The 18,671-nt window shown below is 46.0% G+C and carries 38 protein-coding genes and 1 pseudogene; 22 read left to right on the forward strand and 17 right to left on the reverse strand.

Features of this window, described 5'->3' with window-relative positions:
• Nucleotides 1-322: 322 nt before the first annotated feature.
• The 16 genes from EFER_RS10320 to EFER_RS10400 form a co-directional block, all read right to left on the reverse strand.
• Entirely contained in the window at nucleotides 323-946 is a 624-nt protein-coding gene (locus EFER_RS10320; protein WP_001235473.1) for an antitermination protein, read from the reverse strand.
• Nucleotides 943-1,608: a serine/threonine protein phosphatase gene (locus EFER_RS10325; RefSeq protein ID WP_001271141.1), complete on the reverse strand. Its 666-nt coding sequence runs from the start codon at nucleotides 1,606-1,608 to the stop codon at nucleotides 943-945. Before EFER_RS10325 ends, EFER_RS10320 begins: the two co-directional genes overlap by 4 nt.
• Nucleotides 1,586-1,792, reverse strand: coding sequence for a phage NinH family protein (locus EFER_RS10330; RefSeq protein WP_000144614.1), 207 nt, complete (start codon nucleotides 1,790-1,792; stop codon nucleotides 1,586-1,588). The genes EFER_RS10325 and EFER_RS10330 overlap by 23 nt, the downstream gene beginning before the upstream one ends.
• A complete protein-coding gene (locus tag EFER_RS10335; protein ID WP_001108032.1) occupies nucleotides 1,789-2,400 on the reverse strand; it encodes a recombination protein NinG in 612 nt (203 codons plus the stop codon). Before EFER_RS10335 ends, EFER_RS10330 begins: the two co-directional genes overlap by 4 nt.
• Nucleotides 2,393-2,785, reverse strand: a complete 393-nt coding sequence (locus tag EFER_RS10340) for a hypothetical protein (protein ID WP_000237094.1) — start codon at nucleotides 2,783-2,785, stop codon at nucleotides 2,393-2,395. The genes EFER_RS10335 and EFER_RS10340 overlap by 8 nt, the downstream gene beginning before the upstream one ends.
• Nucleotides 2,775-2,954 (reverse strand): protein NinF, encoded by a 180-nt coding sequence (locus EFER_RS10345; protein WP_000950976.1) that lies wholly within the window; start codon nucleotides 2,952-2,954, stop codon nucleotides 2,775-2,777. The genes EFER_RS10340 and EFER_RS10345 overlap by 11 nt, the downstream gene beginning before the upstream one ends.
• Entirely contained in the window at nucleotides 2,954-3,331 is a 378-nt protein-coding gene (locus EFER_RS10350) for a phage protein NinX family protein (RefSeq protein WP_000386650.1), read from the reverse strand. Before EFER_RS10350 ends, EFER_RS10345 begins: the two co-directional genes overlap by 1 nt.
• A 2-nt stretch (nucleotides 3,332-3,333) precedes the next feature.
• Nucleotides 3,334-3,510 carry a NinE family protein gene (locus tag EFER_RS10355; protein WP_001254255.1) on the reverse strand — a complete coding sequence of 59 codons (177 nt, stop codon included), beginning with the start codon at nucleotides 3,508-3,510 and terminating at the stop codon, nucleotides 3,334-3,336.
• Complete coding sequence (locus EFER_RS10360; RefSeq protein WP_000814599.1) at nucleotides 3,507-3,917, reverse strand: recombination protein NinB; 411 nt, start codon at nucleotides 3,915-3,917, stop codon at nucleotides 3,507-3,509. The genes EFER_RS10355 and EFER_RS10360 overlap by 4 nt, the downstream gene beginning before the upstream one ends.
• Before the next feature lie 2 nt (nucleotides 3,918-3,919).
• Nucleotides 3,920-4,192: a hypothetical protein gene (locus tag EFER_RS10365; RefSeq protein WP_024256485.1), complete on the reverse strand. Its 273-nt coding sequence runs from the start codon at nucleotides 4,190-4,192 to the stop codon at nucleotides 3,920-3,922.
• A gap of 1 nt (nucleotide 4,193) precedes the next feature.
• Nucleotides 4,194-4,415, reverse strand: coding sequence for a DUF7301 family protein (locus tag EFER_RS24905; RefSeq protein ID WP_015953508.1), 222 nt, complete (start codon nucleotides 4,413-4,415; stop codon nucleotides 4,194-4,196).
• A 465-nt stretch (nucleotides 4,416-4,880) separates the two neighbouring features.
• Entirely contained in the window at nucleotides 4,881-6,257 is a 1,377-nt protein-coding gene (locus EFER_RS10380) for a replicative DNA helicase (protein ID WP_000806595.1), read from the reverse strand.
• Nucleotides 6,254-7,141 (reverse strand): replication protein, encoded by an 888-nt coding sequence (locus EFER_RS10385; protein ID WP_000431322.1) that lies wholly within the window; start codon nucleotides 7,139-7,141, stop codon nucleotides 6,254-6,256. Before EFER_RS10385 ends, EFER_RS10380 begins: the two co-directional genes overlap by 4 nt.
• Before the next feature lie 62 nt (nucleotides 7,142-7,203).
• On the reverse strand, nucleotides 7,204-7,476 hold the full coding sequence (locus EFER_RS10390; RefSeq protein WP_001244625.1) for a hypothetical protein: 273 nt from the start codon (nucleotides 7,474-7,476) through the stop codon (nucleotides 7,204-7,206).
• A 22-nt stretch (nucleotides 7,477-7,498) separates the two neighbouring features.
• Nucleotides 7,499-7,795 carry a CII family transcriptional regulator gene (locus tag EFER_RS10395; protein ID WP_000438533.1) on the reverse strand — a complete coding sequence of 99 codons (297 nt, stop codon included), beginning with the start codon at nucleotides 7,793-7,795 and terminating at the stop codon, nucleotides 7,499-7,501.
• A 106-nt stretch (nucleotides 7,796-7,901) separates the two neighbouring features.
• Entirely contained in the window at nucleotides 7,902-8,129 is a 228-nt protein-coding gene (locus tag EFER_RS10400) for a helix-turn-helix transcriptional regulator (RefSeq protein ID WP_001180318.1), read from the reverse strand.
• 78 nt (nucleotides 8,130-8,207) lie between these two features.
• Here EFER_RS10400 and EFER_RS10405 point away from each other — a divergent pair, with 78 nt between their 5' ends.
• From EFER_RS10405 to EFER_RS10515, 22 genes and pseudogenes are all read left to right on the forward strand, one after another.
• Entirely contained in the window at nucleotides 8,208-8,915 is a 708-nt protein-coding gene (locus EFER_RS10405) for a S24 family peptidase (protein ID WP_000250471.1), read from the forward strand.
• Between the two features lie 106 nt (nucleotides 8,916-9,021).
• Nucleotides 9,022-9,399 (forward strand): hypothetical protein, encoded by a 378-nt coding sequence (locus EFER_RS10410; RefSeq protein WP_001280592.1) that lies wholly within the window; start codon nucleotides 9,022-9,024, stop codon nucleotides 9,397-9,399.
• Nucleotides 9,380-9,859, forward strand: coding sequence for a hypothetical protein (locus tag EFER_RS10415; protein ID WP_061360317.1), 480 nt, complete (start codon nucleotides 9,380-9,382; stop codon nucleotides 9,857-9,859). Before EFER_RS10410 ends, EFER_RS10415 begins: the two co-directional genes overlap by 20 nt.
• 460 nt (nucleotides 9,860-10,319) lie before the next feature.
• Nucleotides 10,320-10,661 carry a transcriptional antitermination N peptide gene (locus tag EFER_RS10425; RefSeq protein WP_024256487.1) on the forward strand — a complete coding sequence of 114 codons (342 nt, stop codon included), beginning with the start codon at nucleotides 10,320-10,322 and terminating at the stop codon, nucleotides 10,659-10,661.
• A gap of 270 nt (nucleotides 10,662-10,931) precedes the next feature.
• Entirely contained in the window at nucleotides 10,932-11,132 is a 201-nt protein-coding gene (locus tag EFER_RS10430) for an antirestriction Ral family protein (RefSeq protein ID WP_000213975.1), read from the forward strand.
• A gap of 172 nt (nucleotides 11,133-11,304) precedes the next feature.
• A complete protein-coding gene (locus EFER_RS10435) occupies nucleotides 11,305-12,273 on the forward strand; it encodes a coiled-coil domain-containing protein (RefSeq protein WP_000005777.1) in 969 nt (322 codons plus the stop codon).
• A gap of 23 nt (nucleotides 12,274-12,296) precedes the next feature.
• Entirely contained in the window at nucleotides 12,297-12,428 is a 132-nt protein-coding gene (locus EFER_RS10440) for a protease FtsH-inhibitory lysogeny factor CIII (protein WP_000638547.1), read from the forward strand.
• Nucleotides 12,413-12,565: a host cell division inhibitory peptide Kil gene (kil, locus tag EFER_RS10445; protein ID WP_001243350.1), complete on the forward strand. Its 153-nt coding sequence runs from the start codon at nucleotides 12,413-12,415 to the stop codon at nucleotides 12,563-12,565. The genes EFER_RS10440 and kil overlap by 16 nt, the downstream gene beginning before the upstream one ends.
• A 75-nt stretch (nucleotides 12,566-12,640) precedes the next feature.
• Nucleotides 12,641-12,811 carry a hypothetical protein gene (locus EFER_RS24445; RefSeq protein ID WP_000050554.1) on the forward strand — a complete coding sequence of 57 codons (171 nt, stop codon included), beginning with the start codon at nucleotides 12,641-12,643 and terminating at the stop codon, nucleotides 12,809-12,811.
• 10 nt (nucleotides 12,812-12,821) lie between these two features.
• Nucleotides 12,822-13,427 carry an ERF family protein gene (locus EFER_RS10455; RefSeq protein WP_000031368.1) on the forward strand — a complete coding sequence of 202 codons (606 nt, stop codon included), beginning with the start codon at nucleotides 12,822-12,824 and terminating at the stop codon, nucleotides 13,425-13,427.
• Complete coding sequence (locus tag EFER_RS10460) at nucleotides 13,427-13,810, forward strand: hypothetical protein (RefSeq protein WP_000951333.1); 384 nt, start codon at nucleotides 13,427-13,429, stop codon at nucleotides 13,808-13,810. The genes EFER_RS10455 and EFER_RS10460 overlap by 1 nt, the downstream gene beginning before the upstream one ends.
• A 23-nt stretch (nucleotides 13,811-13,833) precedes the next feature.
• Nucleotides 13,834-14,130: a phage anti-RecBCD protein gene (locus tag EFER_RS10465; RefSeq protein ID WP_001111304.1), complete on the forward strand. Its 297-nt coding sequence runs from the start codon at nucleotides 13,834-13,836 to the stop codon at nucleotides 14,128-14,130.
• Between the two features lie 19 nt (nucleotides 14,131-14,149).
• Nucleotides 14,150-14,431, forward strand: a complete 282-nt coding sequence (locus tag EFER_RS10470) for a DUF5405 family protein (protein ID WP_000773123.1) — start codon at nucleotides 14,150-14,152, stop codon at nucleotides 14,429-14,431.
• Nucleotides 14,428-14,595 carry a DUF2737 family protein gene (locus EFER_RS10475; RefSeq protein ID WP_001214454.1) on the forward strand — a complete coding sequence of 56 codons (168 nt, stop codon included), beginning with the start codon at nucleotides 14,428-14,430 and terminating at the stop codon, nucleotides 14,593-14,595. Before EFER_RS10470 ends, EFER_RS10475 begins: the two co-directional genes overlap by 4 nt.
• Nucleotides 14,592-14,861 (forward strand): hypothetical protein, encoded by a 270-nt coding sequence (locus EFER_RS10480; RefSeq protein ID WP_000004318.1) that lies wholly within the window; start codon nucleotides 14,592-14,594, stop codon nucleotides 14,859-14,861. The genes EFER_RS10475 and EFER_RS10480 overlap by 4 nt, the downstream gene beginning before the upstream one ends.
• A pseudogene (locus EFER_RS10485) lies at nucleotides 14,848-15,267 on the forward strand (ead/Ea22-like family protein); the annotation flags it as partial. The gene EFER_RS10480 and the pseudogene EFER_RS10485, both read left to right, overlap by 14 nt.
• Nucleotides 15,268-15,406: 139 nt before the next feature.
• Complete coding sequence (locus EFER_RS10490) at nucleotides 15,407-16,063, forward strand: DUF551 domain-containing protein (protein WP_000829409.1); 657 nt, start codon at nucleotides 15,407-15,409, stop codon at nucleotides 16,061-16,063.
• On the forward strand, nucleotides 16,060-16,335 hold the full coding sequence (locus EFER_RS10495) for a hypothetical protein (protein ID WP_000092026.1): 276 nt from the start codon (nucleotides 16,060-16,062) through the stop codon (nucleotides 16,333-16,335). Before EFER_RS10490 ends, EFER_RS10495 begins: the two co-directional genes overlap by 4 nt.
• A complete protein-coding gene (locus EFER_RS10500) occupies nucleotides 16,335-16,619 on the forward strand; it encodes a DUF4752 family protein (RefSeq protein WP_000286787.1) in 285 nt (94 codons plus the stop codon). Before EFER_RS10495 ends, EFER_RS10500 begins: the two co-directional genes overlap by 1 nt.
• A complete protein-coding gene (locus EFER_RS10505) occupies nucleotides 16,612-16,893 on the forward strand; it encodes an ASCH domain-containing protein (protein ID WP_000002099.1) in 282 nt (93 codons plus the stop codon). Before EFER_RS10500 ends, EFER_RS10505 begins: the two co-directional genes overlap by 8 nt.
• 94 nt (nucleotides 16,894-16,987) lie before the next feature.
• Nucleotides 16,988-17,155 carry a hypothetical protein gene (locus EFER_RS10510; protein WP_000545718.1) on the forward strand — a complete coding sequence of 56 codons (168 nt, stop codon included), beginning with the start codon at nucleotides 16,988-16,990 and terminating at the stop codon, nucleotides 17,153-17,155.
• Between the two features lie 30 nt (nucleotides 17,156-17,185).
• Nucleotides 17,186-17,377, forward strand: a complete 192-nt coding sequence (locus EFER_RS10515; protein WP_000132739.1) for a helix-turn-helix transcriptional regulator — start codon at nucleotides 17,186-17,188, stop codon at nucleotides 17,375-17,377.
• Here EFER_RS10515 and EFER_RS10520 read toward each other — a convergent pair.
• Nucleotides 17,358-18,536 carry a tyrosine-type recombinase/integrase gene (locus tag EFER_RS10520; protein WP_024256491.1) on the reverse strand — a complete coding sequence of 393 codons (1,179 nt, stop codon included), beginning with the start codon at nucleotides 18,534-18,536 and terminating at the stop codon, nucleotides 17,358-17,360. The two genes, EFER_RS10515 and EFER_RS10520, sit on opposite strands and share 20 nt — an antisense overlap.
• Nucleotides 18,537-18,671 lie beyond the last annotated feature (135 nt).

Below are 18,671 nucleotides of genomic sequence, written 5' to 3' on the forward strand. Positions count from 1 at the left end.
CATTTAAGCCAAGCCCCATAAGGGAGAATGCTCTTACCTGTTGTGCAGATATAAAAAATCCCGAAACCGTTATGCAGGCTCTAACTATTACCTGCGAACTGTTTCGGGATTGCATTTTGCAGACCTCTCTGCCTGCGATGGTTGGAGTTCCAGACGATACGTCGAAGTGACCAACTAGGCGGAATCGGTAGTAAGCGCCGCCTCTTTTCATCTCACTACCACAACGAGCGAATTAACCCATCGTTGAGTCAAATTTACCCAATTTTATTCAATAAGTCAATATCATGCCGTTAATATGTTGCCATCCGTGGCAATCATGCTGCTAACGTGTGACCGCGTTCAAAATGTTGTCTGCGATTGACTCTTCCTTGTGGCATTGCACCACCAGAGCGTCATACAGCGGCTTAACAGTGCGTGACCAGGTGGGTTGGGTAAGGTTTGGGATTAGCATCGTCACAGCGCGATATGCTGCGCTTGCTGGCATCCTTGAATAGCCGACGCCTTTGCATCTTCCGCACTCTTTCTCGACAACTCTCCCCCACTGCTCTGTTTTTGCTATATCAACCGCGCGGCCTGTACCGTGGCAATCTCTGCATCTTGCGCCCGGCGTGGCGGCACTACGGCAATAATCCGCATAAGCGAATGTTGCGAGCACTTGCAGTACCTTTGCCTTAGTATTTCCTTCAAGCTTTGCCACACCACGGTATTTCCCCGATACCTTGTGTGCAAATTGCATCAGATAGTTGATAGCCTTTTGTTTGTCGTTCTGGCTGAGTTCGTGCTTACCGCAGAATGCAGTCATACCGAATCCGGCTTGTGATTGCGCCATCCCCATAGCAGCCATCACATCAGTACCGGAAAGAGAGTCAGAAGCCGTGGCCCGTGGTGAGTCGCTCATCATCGGGCTTTTTGGCGAATGAAATTTAGCTACGCTTTCGAGTCTCATGCGCCTTCTCCCTGTACCTGAATCAATGTGAGGTTTCCGCAGAACACTGCGCCGGTATCGATATACATCTGGTTGGCAAACTTGAGTGGTTTCACTGCTGGCGTATGACCAAAGATGAACGTGTCCGCGCCTTTGATTTCTTTCACGACCCCGTCTTGTGAGTTGCTGATTCGTTCGCGGTTCCAGATTACCTGCTGATGATCAACTGGCTTTCCAAACTCGTATTCGTCACAAGGATAATCGGCGTGGCAGATGACATATTTTTTACCTTTGCTCACCAGTTCAATGATTAACGGAAGTTCATCTGCTTTATGGGCAAGAGCTTTAGCCAGAATTTCTTTGTCGTAATCGAGATTAAAGAACCAGCCACCGCCATTAAACAGCCAGTGATTGACGTTTCCACGCTCTGATAAGCCATCAATCATCATTTGCTCATGGTTTCCACGTACAGCTTGGAACCAGGGGAATGTGATTAATTCCAGACATTCGACGTTCTCTGTACCGCGATCGACCAAATCGCCAACCGAGATAAGCAGGTCTTTTTTGGTGTCGAATCCTATCGTCTCCAGTTTTTTCATCAGGTTCGTGTAGCATCCGTGCAGATCGCCAACTACCCAAATATTTCGGTATTTGCTGCCATCAATTCTTTCGTAATAGCGCATCTCTTTCACTCCATCCGCGATGAACCATAAGAACGTCGTTGACGATGGCGTGCATTTTCCCGTCTTTATCATCAACGTATTTTCTTACCGTGCCGCGACTACATTTCAGTCTGCGTGCCACTTCTGTCTGGTTTCCGTATGCTTCAACGAGCATGTCTGGAATGGTTTTTACTGAGAACGTCATGCGGCCTCACTTCTGCTATTTCGCAGGTCTTTGAGTTTCTGTTGGTACTCTGCCTTGATCGCCTTGCACTCTTCGATAGTCCAGCGATGGCGGTTATGGTTTGATTCGATTTCGTCTACTGCTTCCTGCCCGATGCGATTAATCAGTTCGACGCGATACGGAACGAGATTTCCGCTTTTGTGCTGGTTGCACACCACGCATTGCTTGTGAATATTGCGTTCATCAAATCGGAGTTGAGGCGCCGCAGCAGTTGTCCGGTAATGCCCGGCATCCCACTGAGCAGACGTGAGCGTTCCGCACGAGATACATGGTAAGTCGCGGTCTCTTTCTCTGATGAAGGCGTTTACGGCTTGTTGGGCTTGTTTAATCCAGTAACTGCGGGGCTTTAAGGCGAGTTTTCGAATCTTAAGTTTATCTTTCTGTTTCTGCTCCTCTCGTCGTCGTTTCTTCTCTGCTGCCTTTTCCGCTTTTTCGCGTTCTTTACTTCGTCGTTCGAGTGCTATCTTGGTTCCACACTCTGGAGAGCACCACCACTGATTAGCGAATGCAGGGTGAAACCATTCCCGGCATTCATCGTTTTTACATCGTCTTCGCGCTGGTTTAGCCATGACGTCTCCCCCATTTCTCTTGGCATCTCCTCAACCACACTCGCATATTTTGGCTGGTAATATCGGTATGCTCTCCGCTGTATTCCTTTTGTGAGTGCTTGCATCTCACATAAACAAATACGGCAAGCAATGGATATGCGAATAACAAAATAAATAACAGAGCTGTAGCAACAGATACTTTCACAAAAAATGCAGGCAACTCTCTGACCTGATAGTCTGGAAAATCCAAGAATTCATCGATTATGTTGTTAGCAACATTGGTAGTTGCAATACATGCGACTGACAGACAATCAAAATAATTAAAGTCATATCCAGCCGCAGCAGCCCATGTTGGATTGTCTTGAAAATGTTTAAACGTTATTTGTCCGTATCGGCTAATCACCATCGTCTTCTTCCTCGTACATTGAGCTATTCGGATCGCTCATCAGTTCTGCACAGCAGTGCTCACACACGTGAACTTCCAGCACATGCAGCTTCTGACCGCAGTTATCGCACGTTAAAGCTCGCTCGACGCTTTCTTTCTGGTATTGAAGGGATTGGGATGGGCTAAGCATTATTGGATTCTCCGCATCATGAGAAAGACAATCATGGCGGCACGGAGTGGATTGTCATATGCGACACCAACATTCGGTCCGGCATCATCAAACAAGTCCCTTGCGTTGTCTGTAGCGCACGGCATTGAGGGATTGTCTAAAATTATGCTGATGTTGTTTTCAGTGATAATCGGCCATGCGTCTGCTGGGTTTGCGCATGGGTTAAAGGATCCGCGCTCAACTTCTACTTCAACTGCGTCTCCGTTTACAATGTCTCCCTCAAATGAGATAAACACCATCGCGCCATTCTCACCTTCTTTGTAATCCGGTGATCCGTTATGAATGGCTTCGAATACTGCCACGTTAATTTCAAAATCACTTAACTGTGAATAATCCATTGTCATTTCCTCGCACGATGTCTTAGCCACCGGATATCCCACAGGTGAGCCGTGTAGTTGAATGTTTTTACGTCAGATTCTTTTGGGATTGGCTTGCGTTTATTTCTGGAGCGTTTCGTTGGAAGGTATTTGCAGTTTTCGCAGATGATGTCGGTGATACTTCGTCGCTGTCGTCTCATTCGTACCTCCTGTCGGTAAATCTGACACCATGACCAATAGCCCAGGCTGTTGTGTACTCGATAAGACTTGCCATACGCTTCACACTCATCTGCGCGCTGCTTTCGCGAATGTTGACGTATTCGCCTTCAAGCCCGGGAAAAACATCAGCTTCCTGTTTTGTTGCCACTGCATGACCGCTAATCAACAAAACCTTCCATTGTTCCGGTTTTAACCATTTGCCGCACCATTGAACCTGACGAGCGATATCCGCCAGCATCGCGTGAAATTTTGCGTTCTGGTCAAGGTTGCGCTTGTAGTCAGTAATGCGGATGGTAACTGGCTTGTCTTTATCGAGTGGTGTTGCGAGGATGGCGTTGATTGCGGCTTGCTGTTGTTGTTTACCACGGAGGAAGATTGTTTGCTTCATCGTCACTCCTTCACTTTGACTCCAGCAGCGCGGATGTTTTCCTCATAAGCATCCATTCCATCACCGAAGCCATTGGAATAATCAACAGTAAACCCTTTGGCTAAGGCTTCTCTGCTGTCGATAAACTTTGGCGCGGTTATTTCAATAGCTGCTCGCGATGCCTGCCATGCCTCCCATGCAATCTCAACCTTGATGTGCATAATCTTCATCACGTCACTTGAAACGTGATATTTGTTTTTAAACCATTCTTCAAACTGCTTTCTTGATTCGTCCATATCAATCCCCGTTAGTCGTTTCACTCACGAATCTGACAAAACCAGCCATGTTAATTTGCATGAGTTTTTTCAACACCTTGTCTCTTCGACTACGTTTTTGTTTTGGCCTGTGGTTGAATCTTTCACAAACTGGAAGGCTTGATGATTTCCAGTACCTATTTCGCCTTGCTCCATCTTCCGCCATATCAGCATGAATAAGGTCTGCGAGTGTGCTCATATTCATCTCTCCAGTTACATTGGTTTTGTAATGTTGCTAGTCATCGTTCGAATAACAAAATGCGTAAGTAACCTTGCTTTCCACATGTAAATCTCTTCAAGGCGAGATAAATCTACGAATACCGGACCTTTGTAATCTGGTCTCGATGCCCTTATGTATGAGCTAATAGTTTGTGCATCTTGCTCGTCAAGATTCATGACTTCCCTCTCTAACAGACTTCAGATTATTCCACTCCGTTACCGCACTGCGATAATTCGCGGCCGCCACAGCAGCGTGGTTAGCGCAGTAGATTTGGCACCCGTTCTCCATGTCGAATATTGTCGGTGATTTTCCGCATTTACATTTTTTGGCACGCGGTGCGTCTGAACACATTCCGTTAACGGTGTCCATCAGGATCCCCCTCGTTCTTAATCCAATAAAAAAGGGCTACTGTGTAAATAGCCCCTGTTATTAGCTCAGTGATGTAGATGGTCATACGTCAGCCCCTTGTGCATATCGTCTGCCACGTGCACCGGGTGCATTTGATGTTGTGCAAATCTGTCTGGCTTCATCCTGGTCACATGCAACAAAGTGTCCGTTGCAGAACTGCTGGTAAACCGTACCAAGCGAGCCAAAACGGTTTTTCGTCACGATGATTTCAGCAAATGGCGCGGCGCTACTGTTCTCGTCATATACAGCTTCCCGATAGAGCATGATGATTGAGTCTGCGTCCTGTTCAATGCTTCCTGAATCACGCAAATCTGCGTTTGTCGGGCGTTTGTTTGGTCGCTTCTCAACATCGCGCGAAAGCTGACTTAGGGAGATAACAGGCGTTTTCAGGTCTTTCGCCATCGCCTTCAGGCTTCCGGAGATGTGAGCAATTGCGAGGTCGTTGCGATCTGCTTTCGGCTTCTCAATCAGGCCAAGATAATCCGCCATGATGAGTGACAGGTTTGGATTTTCCTGTTTATGCCGTTCTGCGATTGAGCGTATTTCTTCGACCGATAACCGCGAGGCATCGACTACCCATACATCCAAATCCGCAAGCTGACTCATGCCGTTAGCAACACGTGCCCAGCCCTCGTCATCCATCGATGCAGGATTTCGCAGTACGCTAACCGACATCCTCCCGGCGTTGGCAATGCTTCGTTCTGCAATCTGCAATGCGCTCATTTCCATCGAGAAAATCAACACTCCTCGCCGGACGTCAGAACCAGGAATAACGCGGCTTGCAACGCCTTCGGCAATCTTCAGCGCCAGCTCGGTTTTACCCATACCAGGACGAGCAGCGATTATCACCAGGTCTTCCGCGTTCATCCCTCCGGTGATGGCATCAAGTTCTTCGATTCCGGTCTTCAGGGTATCGGACTCTTCTCCGTTCCTCAGACGCCTGTCAAGCGTGTCAGTGTAGTCAGTGATGATTTCACCCAACCGTACAGGTTTAACCTCGTCACGGGGCTTTCTGATGGCTGAGAGACGCTTTACAAGTTCATCCATCGCCTGACTCGATGCGTCGATGGTTCCGCTCTGAATTGGTTCACGCATTTCATCCATGATTTCCAGCACCAGACGGCGGTGATAGTTATCCGCGACCATTCCGGCATATCCCTTCAGGTTTGCGGCACTCGGGCAGTTTTTGCTGGTCATCAGGATTGACGTGAAATGCTCCTCTCCGCACGCCTCGGCAACCATCAGCGCGTCGATTAGGTTTCTGTTTCGCGCCTGCTTGCGGATAACCTCGAAGGCTTTCCGGTAGAGCGGAATTGAAAACGCTTCCGGCTCAAGCGTTGCCAGAACGTCACTGGCAGTTGGTGTTAATCCACCAATCAGCAGGCCACCGATAACGCTCGCTTCGATATCCTGTTTCATGCAATCCCCCTGTCTGCAAACTTCCCTTCACGAACTCCCGTTAACGAATCTTCTCTCAGCAGGTAATCAAAATCGGCCGTCCAGCCAGTGTCGTTGTCTCCGAAGTAAAACGGCTTGGCCTGATGTACAAACGCCCTGACATACGCTCTGAAACCGTCCACGTTTGGCGTTTTCAGTTGCGGGATGATTTTCTTCAGGCGGCGTTTGCGTTTCTCGTTGACCGCAACAGCGTGTGGCAGTCTGTCACCGACTTCGGTGTTGTAGGCGTTCAGGAAGGATTCGTAGTCGATTCGTTCTGCCTTGCGACGTTCAGGTTTAACCTTCCCATCACCTCCCCCATTGGGGGGTAGGGGGGTATTATTTATATTCTTGTTAATACCTTCTTGTTCATGATGTGCGGTTGTTTGTGCGGCTTCATGTGCGCTTTCATGTGCGGCATGTACTCTGAAAGCCGCGCCATTGCTGGCTTCGTCATGTGCGTCATCATGTGCGGTTGTTTGTGCGGCTTCATGTGCGGGTGAATTGTTCATTTTTTGAGCGTATTCATGGTAATTTGTGACGGTGATCACACGACCTTTTTGCTTCTCTCCATCAATGGAGATCATCCCCTCTTTCACAAAAACCTGAAGCATCCGCTCAACCTGATCACGGCTTGCCGGCTTGCCATGCCTGTCGCATAACTGAAGACCTAAATCAGCTGCTGTCACAACCAGTTGACCGGGTTGCAGATGCCATTCATGACCTTTGAAATTCGCTTTGTATGGCTTTCTGGCGGCATTCAGGAGAAGGTTTTCCCACAGGGTGCGAAGATAAACATCTTTCGCCCATGACTGTTTCAGAATGCTCCGGTACAACGGAATGTAACCAGTTTTCTGGTTCTCCATCCTGTTGCTCCTGCGCTCGTGTGCGGCGCTGAAATCGTAGATTTTTGCTGTATTGCTCATAACTACCTGCCTTGACGAAAGACCTTAAGAACATCGTTAAACTGACTTACGGATATGTCTTCTTTGAGCAGCTTTTCCAGAAATGCGTTTGGAATGAACGTATATCCCTCCTCTTTTGGTAGAGACGGGAGCAACGCCCTTGCCTCAGCCTTCAGAAGCTCAGTTCTGGCAACTTTCACAAAAGAGATTTGAGTTCTTTCATCAATGGAACGAAGGAAGCGCAAACGCTTAACTTCTTTGTGTGTATCAGGTGGATTAAAGCCTTTGTTTCGCATATAATTACCTCGTTGGATGTTGTTAAAATTCCATTTGTATTTGATCAGAACGCTCGGTTGCCGCCGGGCGTTTTTTATTGGTGAGTCCATCAAGCGCATACTTAAAAGCCCTGCTAATCGGACTGATGTCTGATGCCATTCCAAAAGCACACAGGACCGAAGCAATAAACCTCCAGTCCGTTCTGCTTATCTTCGATTCATGACAGCCAATCATCTTTGCCAGACCGCGCTGGGTAAGCGTTGACAGGTTGATGAGTAAATCTGTTTCTGCGCGATCAACGTCACGCTGTGATAGTTTGCTGTAACTTGTTTGTTCCATTTCTTACTATTTCCATAGGTAAATAATCACTAATACTCATCTTTCGATGAGTGCTTAATTAGTTACCGCGTTGTCGGCGGTGCAGATTGATAAAGAGCGGTGTTACTTATGCAGCCAGAAGGTTCTTTTTACTTATTTCAAGCATTTCGCTTGCTTGATATTTGCCACCAGAAATCTCTTCGATTTTTGAGGCGTATTTCGTTTTCCCAAAAAACTCAGTCTTAGGGAGGAAGCCGTTTTTGAGCCACTTATAGACAGCCCTTTCGCTAACTCCACAAGCCTTCGCAACTTCAGGTATGCCGACACCTTTAATCGGCTCATCAAGATTTTGCATAGGAATGTCCTTTTTCGTACTTTCAGTACGCATTATGATTGAACTGAAAGTTTTTGCAAGTGCTTTAGTATCGTACTCATGGTTCAGAATGAAAAAGTGCGCAAAGAATTCGCCCAGCGGCTAGCGCAAGCCTGTAAAGAAGCTGGTCTTGATGAACATGGTAGGGGAATGGCTATAGCCCGTGCCCTTTCTCTTTCGTCCAAAGGCGTTAGCAAATGGTTTAATGCTGAGTCTTTACCGCGTCAGGAAAAAATGAATGCGCTTGCGAAATTTCTAAACGTTGATGTTGTTTGGCTTCAGCACGGCACTTCCTTAAATGGAGCGAATGATGAAGATACTCTTTCATTTGTTGGCAAATTAAAAAAAGGGTTAGTGCGCGTGGTTGGTGAGGCAATTCTTGGTGTTGATGGTGCCATCGAGATGACCGAAGAACGCGATGGGTGGCTCAAGATTTATAGCGATGATCCAGATGCCTTTGGCCTTCGTGTAAAAGGAGATAGCATGTGGCCTAGAATAAAATCAGGAGAATATGTACTCATTGAGCCTAACACCAAAGTATTCCCTGGTGATGAGGTGTTTGTCAGAACCATCGAAGGACACAACATGATCAAGATTCTTGGCTATGACAGAGATGGAGAATACCAATTTACAAGCATCAACCAGGACCACAGGCCAATAACGTTGCCTTATCATCAAGTAGCAAAAGTGGAGTATGTGGCTGGTATTCTGAAGCAATCTCGCCATCTGGATGACATCGAGGCAAGGGAATGGCTGAGAGATTCCTGACATCAAAGTCATAGAGTGAGTTTTCTAGTTAGAAATAGTGGTCAATGGGTACGCTTAGGTAAACCGTTTAAACATAATAAACAAGCCATATAAGATGAAATAAATCATGAGCGATAAAGAGTTTAAAGTACTTAATTTTGATGATTTTGCTCATTATTTGAGCACATTGAACGGCGAACAAATTTGTCCAATGTGTATGGAAGAGTCATGGACGCTTTTCACCCCAAACAAGCTTCCTCCAGAAGACGAGGATAGGTATGTAATAAGTTCTATCCCAGGATCACTTATTTCAAGTAAAAAACCTGAAAAATCAAATCTCTTCTTCAGAAGTTACAACAACGATGTCCTCCTGATGCAATGCAGAAATTGTGGATACATGGCATTTTTTAATTATAAAAAAGTCCAAGAAAACCTTGAATCAGGGGATTATATAAAAAAAGAAGATATAGATATGGTGGATGAAAATGACAAATCAGAAGACTGATTTCTTCCGTCCAATGGAGTATGATAATAACTATGAGCAATTTGGTGTTATAGAAGCACACAGGAATGGTCGTTCTACTCCGTCATATCAGCCAGGCACCATTGGTAAGGATATCCCGGTTATTATTGCGCATAAGTTAAGCGATCAACCAGCAGGGGGTGAGCCACAGATGAGCGTAAAATCACTGTCACGTTGGGAGTTTTGGCTAGGGATTTTCACTGCCATTATTGGGATATTTTCCATTGTTGTAGGAGCAACGTGGACAATTTCTAATAATATCAATGATAAGATTAATGCATCAAGACAAGAGCTAACCGGGAACATCCAATCCAGTCGAGCAGAAATCACGGCAAGAATTGACAGGCTCGAAGATAAGATGGAGTCTAATTTCAAAGAAACATCATCGAATCTGTTCAAAATACAGGCAATTCTAGAAGCAAAATCCGACAAAGAAAAATAAGAAAGTCCGGCCTCAGCGCCGGGTTTTCTTTGCCTTACGATCCCCACACCTAATAACACCTTAACCAATTGTATTTATTGAAAAATTGATAGATACAACTTGCTAAACCACGCAATTCTGATCCCTGCAGCATAACCTTCATCCGCAACATTTACAAAAATAAATTTCCTTATATATCAAAATCATATTTCGTATAGTTAATAAATCACAAACAATTCGTACCAATAGTTCTTGATAATATCGAACTATTGGTTCATTATTATCGCCATCAGCAGGACGCTGGTAGCCAAACGGAACAGATTGGCAGGCTCTTTAACTTCGATGGGGCGCTGACAAAGCGCAAACAGATACCAAACGAGATGGGTTTGGCGGTGATGTGAATTGCAGCTGCAACGACAGCAACCAGAAGATCAGCATCTGGCGCATCACCACCAAAGCCATTTCACATGAGGAAAATATCATGACGGTAATCGTGTACGGGAAATCAACATTCGCAGGAAATGCCAAAACTCGCCGTCATGAGCGGCGCAGAAAGCTGGCTATCGAGCGTGATGCCATCTGCAACATCATCGATTCGATCTTCAGTACAGACAGTGAGGAACCTGTTCAGGAAGCCCCGAGAAAGCGTTTAAGCCTTTCTGAAAAAGCAATATCACTCGGAAGCCTTCGCTGCAAGAAGTCAGAAGAAGTCGAGCGTAAACAGAATCGTATTTACTACCGCAAGCCACGCAGTGAAATGGGTGTGACTTGTTCAGGTCGCCAGAAGCAACGCGGAAAATCAATTCCAGCTTATTACGATTGAGGTGAGATATGCTCAAGAAAGTCAAACGCCGACTTTACAAAGAAGGTAGATATTCATGCCAGTTGCCAAAATGCGACACAACAAAATGGAGTGTCGATGATTGGTGTAACTGGATAGATAGATACGGAACTTGGTGGGATAAATAACAGGTAACTTAAGCGTATTTACTTTCGCAGCAAACAACTTATTTGAGGTGAGATATGGAAGAAGAATTTGAAGAGTTCGAAGAGCATCCTCAGGATGTGATGGAACAATACCAGGACTATCCGTATGACTACGACTATTGATAAAAATCAATGGTGTGGACAATTCAAGCGATGCAATGGATGCAAGCTGCAATCGGAATGCATGGTTAAGCCTGAAGAAATGTTTCCTGTAATGGAAGATGGGAAATATGTCGATAAATGGGCAATACGAACGACGGCAATGATTGCCAGAGAACTTGGTAAACAGAATAACAAGGCTGCCTGATGGTGGCCTTTATTTTTGGCATAAACAACAGAATAAATACTGCTCCGTGTATTCATTCCAACGAGTGAATACACGGAGCAATGTCGCTCGTAACTAAACAGGAGCCGACTTGTTCTGATTATTGGAAATCTTCTTTGCCCTCCAGTGTGGGGGCTTTTTTGATGGAGGATATATGAGTGAAGTAACAGATTTAGTTGTTATTGAAAAAGCAAATGCAATGATTGTATTTCAGTCTGCTGACCAGATTGAAGAAATTCTCCAAAAGGTTGAACGTGAAGTTATGTCCTTTGTGCCTGATATCACAACGGCAAAGGGCAGAAAGGAGATCGCTTCTCTGGCGTATAAAGTTGCGCAGACGAAAACATATCTCGATGGTCTTGGCAAAGACCTTGTTGCTGAACTGAAGGAAATTCCAAAGCTAATTGATGCCAACCGCAAGACAGTGCGCGATCGCCTTGATGAACTGAAAGCCAAGGCACGCCAGCCTCTTACTGATTATGAGGAAGAACAGGCGCGAATTAAAGCCGAAGAAGAAGCTAAGGCAGCAGCTGAAGCTCTCGCAAAGCAAATTGAGTCTGACCATGAAATAGCGATTTTGATGGATCGCGAATTTGACCGCCAAAGAGAAGAGGCAAGACTCAAAGCGGAGCAGGAAAAGCGAGAGCATGAAGAACGCTTAAAAAGAGAAGCTGAAGAGAAAGCCAGAGCAGAAGCCGAAGCAAAGGCAAAAGCCGAAATTGAAGCAGCAGCAAGACGAGAAGCAGAGGCTAAGGCCGCAGCGGAACGTGCAGAGCGTGAACGCATTGAAGCCGAGCAACGAGCACAGCGCGAAGCAAAAGAGGCAGCAGAACGAGCTGAAAGAGAAAAGCATGCGGCAATTGAAGCAGAACGCCGAAAAGCACAGGAGGAGGCTGAACGAATCCGGCTCGAGGCTGAAGCAAAAGAGCAAGCCAGAATAGCAGAAGAAAAAAGAATCAAGGACGAAGAAGAGCGTAGAGCAAAGGATAAAGCTCACCGGAAAGAAGTAAATAACAAAATACTTGCTGACCTTATCAAGGTTGGCGCATCAGAAGATGTTGCTAAAAATATCATAACAGCCATCGTAAAAGGCGAAGTATTCGCAACAAAAATAACCTACTAATAAACCAACATAAGGAACCACCCATGATTTACGCAATCGCGGGAGGCGCTCGCATGGGTGCCTTCCAACTAAATGAATCTTTACTTGAACGAATCACCCGTAAATTACGTGACGGATGGAAAAGAGTTGAGGTCTTATTATGCGCAATGAAATAGCCATCAATCACCAGATACTTCGTGCAGCACAGAACAAAGCAGTAATAGCCAGATTTATTGGTGATTCCAAAATGTGGCTTGAAGCAAATAAAGCGATGAAATCAGCTATCAACCTTCCGTGGTATCGCAGGAAATGAGTTTTACAGATAACTGGTCAGACGAAGAATTCATTCGTCAGATGAAAGAATTAATCGGTAACGAAGGAGATATTCATGTCACTTGCAACCACAGTGAAGGAGAGCAAGTTACAGAGACGCATGTACACGCAGCAGGCGTTAATGTATCGCCAGAAGGGAGATCGTGAAGGTGTTCGCGTATTTTTAAATGCGGCAAAGACTGAAGTATTAAATCAGCGTTATTTCCTTGGGCCATGTCCATTCTGAGAACAATCATATGAGCAAAGAATTTTACGCAAGACTGGCAGCTATTCAGGAGAATCTGAACGCGCCAAAGAATCAGTACAACTCATTCGGCAAATATAAATACAGAAGCTGCGAAGACATTCTTGAAGGCGTTAAGCCGTTACTGAATGGCCTGTTTTTATCAATCAGCGATGAAGTTGTGTTGATTGGTGATCGGTATTACGTGAAAGCCACGGCAACTATTACCGATGGCGAAAACAGTCATACGGCAACCGCTCTTGCACGAGAGGAAGAAAGCAAGAAAGGAATGGATTCTGCACAAGTTACGGGAGCTACAAGCTCTTATGCACGCAAGTATTGCCTCAATGGTTTGTTCGGCATTGATGATGCGAAAGATGCAGATACAGACGAGCATAAACATCAGCAGAACGCAGCAGCAAAGCAATCAAAACCATCACCTACACCTGAACAGGTTCTAAAAGCATTCACTGACGCAGCATTGCAGAAAAACACCGTAGAAGAGCTTAAACAGGCGTTCGCCAAAGCGTGGAAGATGCTCGAAGGCACACCGGAGCAGCACAAAGCGCAGGACGTTTACAACATCAGACGAGGCGAATTAGAAGGAGCGGCTGCTTAATGGCACATTCGATTACTGTAAGACTAAACAAGCCCGCAAGAGAGTTTCAGACCGGGGAAAATATCGGATTCAACATCCGTGCTGGCGTTCAGTATTACGATCGCCAGACAAAAAAGAAAGAATGGACAAACTACAGCGCCGTTGTATTTGCCAAGCCGGGAGCGCAAGCGGATTACTACCGTAGTGTTCTTGTTGAAGGTGGCATTGTTGAAATTACCGGAGAAAACATCAGGGTTGATGTTTATCAGGGGCAAAATGGTCAATCAATCAATCTTGAATTACTGAATGCAAAGATTGGATTTGCAACTTCAGGAAACAGCCAACAGCAGCAAAGTAGCAATCATCAAAATCATCCTGAATACGACGATTCAATTCCCTTCTAGATTTGCAAAACAAGGATTCCATTATGCCAGCGCCTCTGTATGGTGCGGATGACCCGCGCCGCTGTTCCGGCAATTCCGTATCGGAGGTGCTGGATAAATTCAGGAAAAACTACGACCGGATAATGTCGCTACCGCAGGAAACGAAAGAGGAAAAGGAATTTCGCCATTGTATATGGCTTGCAGAGAAAGAAGAACGCGAGCGGATTTACCAGACATCAATCCGACCATTCCGCAAAGCCACATATACCCACTTCCCTGAATATATCGACCCGCGCCTGCGTAATTACCGCTCACGCTATGGCGCTATCAGTAATGACTGAGGAATTAACAATGAAAACAATGAAGCTAAACATCGACCTCGGAAAATACGTTATTACCGGAACCAAACACGACCTGATTCTTAGCGAAAGAGGAATTATCAAAGAAGGCGAGAATGCAGGGAAAGAAACGCTCAGTCGTATCGGTTATTACAGCAAGTTTGAGCATCTGGTTAAAGAGTTATGCAACCGTGAAATCCTGTTATCTCAGGCGCAGACGCTACAGGATATTCAGCAGCATATCGAGACTTTAGGTGTGTCACTTAGCATGGCTATTGACCAGTTCGTGGAGAGTAAATCATGAGAGGACTTGCATACAATCCCGGCATTCTTCCGGCAGAAATGATTATTCGCCAACGCGTAAAGCCAATGCCATCGAGAGAGGAATTGCTTAAGAGAAATTCTTTTCCATCAGTGAATCAAAACAAATATCTGAATGCGATGTGGCGCAAAGGAGGCAACCAGTGAGTGAGTCAAAATGCCAAATTAATGGCAATAAGATAGAACCGTGCGCGGTGTTGGCAAAATCTCTCGAATATGGAAATCCAACATTCAAGAGTAAAGGCATATTTATCCCGGAGCGTGTGAACATAAACACCGGCGAGTCAGGCATAGATATTGCTCAAATTCACTCGGGGAAATATATCGGTCGTGGCGTTGCAATGTGCTTTTGCCCGTTCTGTGGTGAAAGTTTGAAAACGTGGGAAGCGGAGGCAGCCAGTGAGCAAAATTGACCATCAGGCACTGCGTGAGGTGGCGGAACGTGCAATTCCAGCAATGGAACGCCTGTTAATGTTGCCAGCTGATGATGATTTGTTAAGTGAACAGGAACTTAAAGATTACGGTGTGGATATTGATGCGCTCAATGCCTTCAAATTTCTGACCGGACCAGAAACCGTGCTGGCGCTGCTGGATGAACTGGAAAGGAACCAGCAATACATCAAATCCCGCGACCAGGAGAACGAGGATATTGCGCTAACGGTAGGGAAACTGCGTGTTGAGCTGGAAGCAACAGAGAACAACCTCATTGATAGTGAATGCCATGTTGCTGAACTAGAAGAAGCACTACGCGACAAGCAGGCGTTACTTGAAGCCTCAGAAAAGCGCATAGCAGAACTGGAAGCACGGGAGGTTGTACTGCCGCGTGCGCACGATGTTCACCCATTAGGGCCGCAGTCGGCGAAAATTTTTTGTGAGTTTCACCGGAGTATCGTGAACAGATGCTCCGATGAGATTCGCAAGGTTGGCGTCAAAGTCAGCATCAAGGGGAATTAGGGATATGGCTGAACTAACCAAAGAATGGCTGAAGCAAACTATCGCTGAATACGAAGCCAATCGTGATGAATTACCGTTTGGACTGGATACCAACAGTGCCATTGAGCTTCAGGCGTTCAAGTTGGCGCTGGCATCGCTGGAAGCAGAACCAGTTGCTTATATTTTCAAACATCCGGCTGGAAAATTATTCTGGGCTTTAACGGATGAAAGCAATAAAGATCAATCGGACGTTATTCCTGTTTATGCCGCCCCTCCAGTGCCAGTAGTACCTGCTGCATTACCTGAGAACGACGATGAGGACGGGCATGACATTGATTATCTTGAGCCATCTGAAGTTTACTCGCTTGGGCGAACAGCTGGCTGGAACGCCTGCCGTGCTGCCATGCTTCATGGTGCCGAACCTGTAAGCCAAACTTACAAGTTGAACGAGCTATCTGGCAACTCTCCGGTAACTCCTGATGGTTGGATAAGCTGTAGTAAGCGAATGCCGGAGAAATACGATTTCGATATCTGGGTATTCTCTCTATCCAGAGGTGTTCTTGACGGGCTACAGTGGGATGGCTCGATGTTTACTGATGATGAATATCAGTTCGTTATTCATGACGCCACGCATTGGATGAGAAAAGCATATCCAGCAGCACCACAGCAGGAGGTCGAATGAGCAGGGTGAACGGGAGCAAGCCGCCTAAGTACATGCCGGTAATGAACTCCGCCAAGCCAGTAAAGCTAACCTATGAGCAAGTAATGGCGCTTCCGTTGATGTCGGATGTTTATGTAAGGATGAATGACGGTAAAATTTTGAATGGTAAGCTCGCTTCGCACTCAGATTATCTCGTCGGATGTCCGGTAGTCGACATAGGTGAATCGAGGAGCATTGGAATTGGATACGAGGGGGAAATTATCGCAGCAGCACCGAAGCAGGAGGTGAAGTGATGTACTCCTTCGCGAAATATACGGTTATTGACTGGATAGCATTCCTTCAGGTTTTGCTCATCTGGTTTTATATGGCTTACAGGAGTGGACAGTGGATTGTCAGTGTAGCCTGTAGCAAGGGATGGCGTTGGTGGAACCGAAAGAATAAAAAAGCACTGGCATTGGATTCGTTTTACGAAGCATTCAATCTTAACAGCCTTCAGCCTGGTTCTGTCATTGTAGTCACCACTAAAAGCGGCATGACGATACAAATTCACAAGCCAAAGGAGGAAGGTCGTGGCTAACCTGCAACTTGCCGTTAAAGGTGAATACTTCGATGCCATGATTCGTGGAGAGAAAACGGAAGAGTATCGCCTGTGTAATGACTACTGGAATAAGCGAATTATGTTCCGGGAGTATGACCGCCTGATTATCACAAAGGGATATCCGAAGCGCGACGACTTCAGTCGCAGAATTGACGTCCCGTATGAAGGGTATGAAATCAAGACAATCACACACCCCCACTTCGGCGATAAACCGGTAAAGGTGTTCGCGGTAAAGGTGAATATTGATGGCTAAATCAGCAGCAGAACGCAACTAACAAACCTCGCACCGTCGAGGTTTTCTTTTATCTTAACTCGCTACGGCGAGTTTTGTTTTATGGAGATGATAAATGCACTTCCGAGTCACAGGTGAATGGAATGGAGAGCCATTCGACAGGGTTATCGAAGCAGAGAACATCAACGACTGCTATGACCACTGGATGATATGGGCGCAGATAGCACATGCAGACGTAACCAATATTCGAATTGAAGAACTGAAAGAACACCAAGCCGCCTGATGGCGGTTTCTTTTTGCCTGGAGAATTAAGATGACCGATACCAGCCTGATTCCTGAGAAAGAAGTGATGAACAAGCTCGGTGTTTCATCACGTCAGACAATCTGGAACTATACCAAACGGCACGGATTTCCGAAGCCAGTCAGAACCCACCCCAAATCATACCTTCGTGAAGCTGTTGAAGGGTGGATTCTTAACGGTGGCGTTAATCAGAAATGCTCCTGATGTGCCAGAACAATTTATCAGCGTGAAGCTCATACGCTTTGCGCTGAGCCTCTATCCAGTCGTGTTTATTGTATACGGACATTATCCCGCCAAGTTCATGACCGAGCATTCGCTCAGTAACATGAGGCTCGACATTCATCTCGGACAGACGTGTAACAAGCGTTCTTCTGAAATCATGTGTTCGCCAGTAACCTATATCCATCCCTCCCCTTATTCTATTTACGAATCGGTTGGCTGCAGCGATGCTGATCGGTTTGTTTATGTCTTCTCCAGGGAAAAGAACATCATTGTACGTTGTCATGGCCTTTTCGAGAAAAGGCTTAATTTGTTCGAAGATTGGACGACGGATAACATTACCCATCTTGCTATGCTCTTTCGGTACGGTCCATACGTTGTCCAGCAGGTCAAATTCTGTCTTTGTTGCCAGCCTAAGCTCTGAGAGCCTCGCCCCCCACAGCATAAGCATCTGATGAAGGAGCTTATTTGACGTAGACGCACGGCTTCTTTCAATAGCAAGCCAAATCTTAGCCAGTTCGTGATACGACAGTACCCGATCCCCTACCTCAGCGCGGGAGCCGAAGTCCCTTGGCTGGATGCTCATAATTGCGCAACTATCTATCAACTGACGCCGCATGCACCAACTAATTGCTGATCTTAGTTGACTTAGCACCTGCCTTGCTCGGCGTGGATTATCTCTTTCTTCTTCGGTAAGCAGGTCAACCCATTGCTTAACCGTGATAGAAGATGCCGGACGATTAGGAAATGCGTCATGCATGCGCTTCATAACCGTTGATCGGTAAAGTGCCTGGGTCTTTTCTCTGAGAGTTGTAGAGACGTAGTTGTCGAACCAGTAGTCGAGACACTGGGCGACCGTCATGGAGTTCTCCACCTTCTCTTCAAAATAAGTGCGTGGATCCGTTCCTGAGAAATAGAGCTTTCGCAAGTCAGCAGTGATCTGTCTGGCATCCTTCAAAGACAGGGATGGGTATCGACCAAGCCCAAGTCGATTAGGCTTGCCATGCCAGCGATAGCGGTACTGGAACTGGATGACCCCCTTCGGTGAAATTCGCACGCTGAGGCCATCGGCATCAGCCACTTCTTGTGGGCCCGAATATGGTTTACCATAAATAGTACGAAGTTTTGTGTCGCTTATAGCCATAAATAATATTTGGTACACTCAAAAATAATGGTTTGGTACACATCTGGTACACAATATCACATGGACAACAGCGCACAGTAAACAACTATATTTGACGTTCGTAGACATACTCAGGTGAAAAAATGGTTGTTTTTC

The sequence above is a fragment of the Escherichia fergusonii ATCC 35469 genome (genome assembly GCF_000026225.1).
Lineage (GTDB): Bacteria > Pseudomonadota > Gammaproteobacteria > Enterobacterales > Enterobacteriaceae > Escherichia > Escherichia fergusonii.

Coding starts and splice junctions, on each gene's coding strand:
- EFER_RS10495 (WP_000092026.1), top strand. CDS start 16,060: ATGAGCAGGGTGAACGGGAGCAAGCCGCCTAAGTACATGCCGGTAATG.
- EFER_RS10340 (WP_000237094.1), bottom strand. CDS start 2,785: ATGGTGATTAGCCGATACGGACAAATAACGTTTAAACATTTTCAAGAC.
- EFER_RS10335 (WP_001108032.1), bottom strand. CDS start 2,400: ATGGCTAAACCAGCGCGAAGACGATGTAAAAACGATGAATGCCGGGAA.
- EFER_RS10490 (WP_000829409.1), top strand. CDS start 15,407: ATGGCTGAACTAACCAAAGAATGGCTGAAGCAAACTATCGCTGAATAC.
- EFER_RS10415 (WP_061360317.1), top strand. CDS start 9,380: ATGACAAATCAGAAGACTGATTTCTTCCGTCCAATGGAGTATGATAAT.
- EFER_RS10475 (WP_001214454.1), top strand. CDS start 14,428: ATGAGAGGACTTGCATACAATCCCGGCATTCTTCCGGCAGAAATGATT.
- EFER_RS10395 (WP_000438533.1), bottom strand. CDS start 7,795: ATGGAACAAACAAGTTACAGCAAACTATCACAGCGTGACGTTGATCGC.
- EFER_RS10520 (WP_024256491.1), bottom strand. CDS start 18,536: ATGGCTATAAGCGACACAAAACTTCGTACTATTTATGGTAAACCATAT.
- EFER_RS10330 (WP_000144614.1), bottom strand. CDS start 1,792: ATGACGTTCTCAGTAAAAACCATTCCAGACATGCTCGTTGAAGCATAC.
- EFER_RS10515 (WP_000132739.1), top strand. CDS start 17,186: ATGACCGATACCAGCCTGATTCCTGAGAAAGAAGTGATGAACAAGCTC.
- kil (WP_001243350.1), top strand. CDS start 12,413: ATGCGCAATGAAATAGCCATCAATCACCAGATACTTCGTGCAGCACAG.
- EFER_RS10360 (WP_000814599.1), bottom strand. CDS start 3,917: ATGAAGCAAACAATCTTCCTCCGTGGTAAACAACAACAGCAAGCCGCA.
- EFER_RS10500 (WP_000286787.1), top strand. CDS start 16,335: ATGTACTCCTTCGCGAAATATACGGTTATTGACTGGATAGCATTCCTT.
- EFER_RS10435 (WP_000005777.1), top strand. CDS start 11,305: ATGAGTGAAGTAACAGATTTAGTTGTTATTGAAAAAGCAAATGCAATG.
- EFER_RS10470 (WP_000773123.1), top strand. CDS start 14,150: ATGAAGCTAAACATCGACCTCGGAAAATACGTTATTACCGGAACCAAA.
- EFER_RS10405 (WP_000250471.1), top strand. CDS start 8,208: ATGGTTCAGAATGAAAAAGTGCGCAAAGAATTCGCCCAGCGGCTAGCG.
- EFER_RS10440 (WP_000638547.1), top strand. CDS start 12,297: ATGATTTACGCAATCGCGGGAGGCGCTCGCATGGGTGCCTTCCAACTA.
- EFER_RS10460 (WP_000951333.1), top strand. CDS start 13,427: ATGGCACATTCGATTACTGTAAGACTAAACAAGCCCGCAAGAGAGTTT.
- EFER_RS24905 (WP_015953508.1), bottom strand. CDS start 4,415: ATGAATATGAGCACACTCGCAGACCTTATTCATGCTGATATGGCGGAA.
- EFER_RS10390 (WP_001244625.1), bottom strand. CDS start 7,476: ATGCGAAACAAAGGCTTTAATCCACCTGATACACACAAAGAAGTTAAG.
- EFER_RS10350 (WP_000386650.1), bottom strand. CDS start 3,331: ATGGATTATTCACAGTTAAGTGATTTTGAAATTAACGTGGCAGTATTC.
- EFER_RS10425 (WP_024256487.1), top strand. CDS start 10,320: ATGACGGTAATCGTGTACGGGAAATCAACATTCGCAGGAAATGCCAAA.
- EFER_RS10365 (WP_024256485.1), bottom strand. CDS start 4,192: ATGGACGAATCAAGAAAGCAGTTTGAAGAATGGTTTAAAAACAAATAT.
- EFER_RS10385 (WP_000431322.1), bottom strand. CDS start 7,141: ATGGAGAACCAGAAAACTGGTTACATTCCGTTGTACCGGAGCATTCTG.
- EFER_RS10510 (WP_000545718.1), top strand. CDS start 16,988: ATGCACTTCCGAGTCACAGGTGAATGGAATGGAGAGCCATTCGACAGG.
- EFER_RS10355 (WP_001254255.1), bottom strand. CDS start 3,510: ATGAGACGACAGCGACGAAGTATCACCGACATCATCTGCGAAAACTGC.
- EFER_RS10325 (WP_001271141.1), bottom strand. CDS start 1,608: ATGCGCTATTACGAAAGAATTGATGGCAGCAAATACCGAAATATTTGG.
- EFER_RS10430 (WP_000213975.1), top strand. CDS start 10,932: ATGACTACGACTATTGATAAAAATCAATGGTGTGGACAATTCAAGCGA.
- EFER_RS10455 (WP_000031368.1), top strand. CDS start 12,822: ATGAGCAAAGAATTTTACGCAAGACTGGCAGCTATTCAGGAGAATCTG.
- EFER_RS10320 (WP_001235473.1), bottom strand. CDS start 946: ATGAGACTCGAAAGCGTAGCTAAATTTCATTCGCCAAAAAGCCCGATG.
- EFER_RS10380 (WP_000806595.1), bottom strand. CDS start 6,257: ATGAAACAGGATATCGAAGCGAGCGTTATCGGTGGCCTGCTGATTGGT.
- EFER_RS10345 (WP_000950976.1), bottom strand. CDS start 2,954: ATGCTTAGCCCATCCCAATCCCTTCAATACCAGAAAGAAAGCGTCGAG.
- EFER_RS24445 (WP_000050554.1), top strand. CDS start 12,641: ATGTCACTTGCAACCACAGTGAAGGAGAGCAAGTTACAGAGACGCATG.
- EFER_RS10410 (WP_001280592.1), top strand. CDS start 9,022: ATGAGCGATAAAGAGTTTAAAGTACTTAATTTTGATGATTTTGCTCAT.
- EFER_RS10400 (WP_001180318.1), bottom strand. CDS start 8,129: ATGCAAAATCTTGATGAGCCGATTAAAGGTGTCGGCATACCTGAAGTT.
- EFER_RS10465 (WP_001111304.1), top strand. CDS start 13,834: ATGCCAGCGCCTCTGTATGGTGCGGATGACCCGCGCCGCTGTTCCGGC.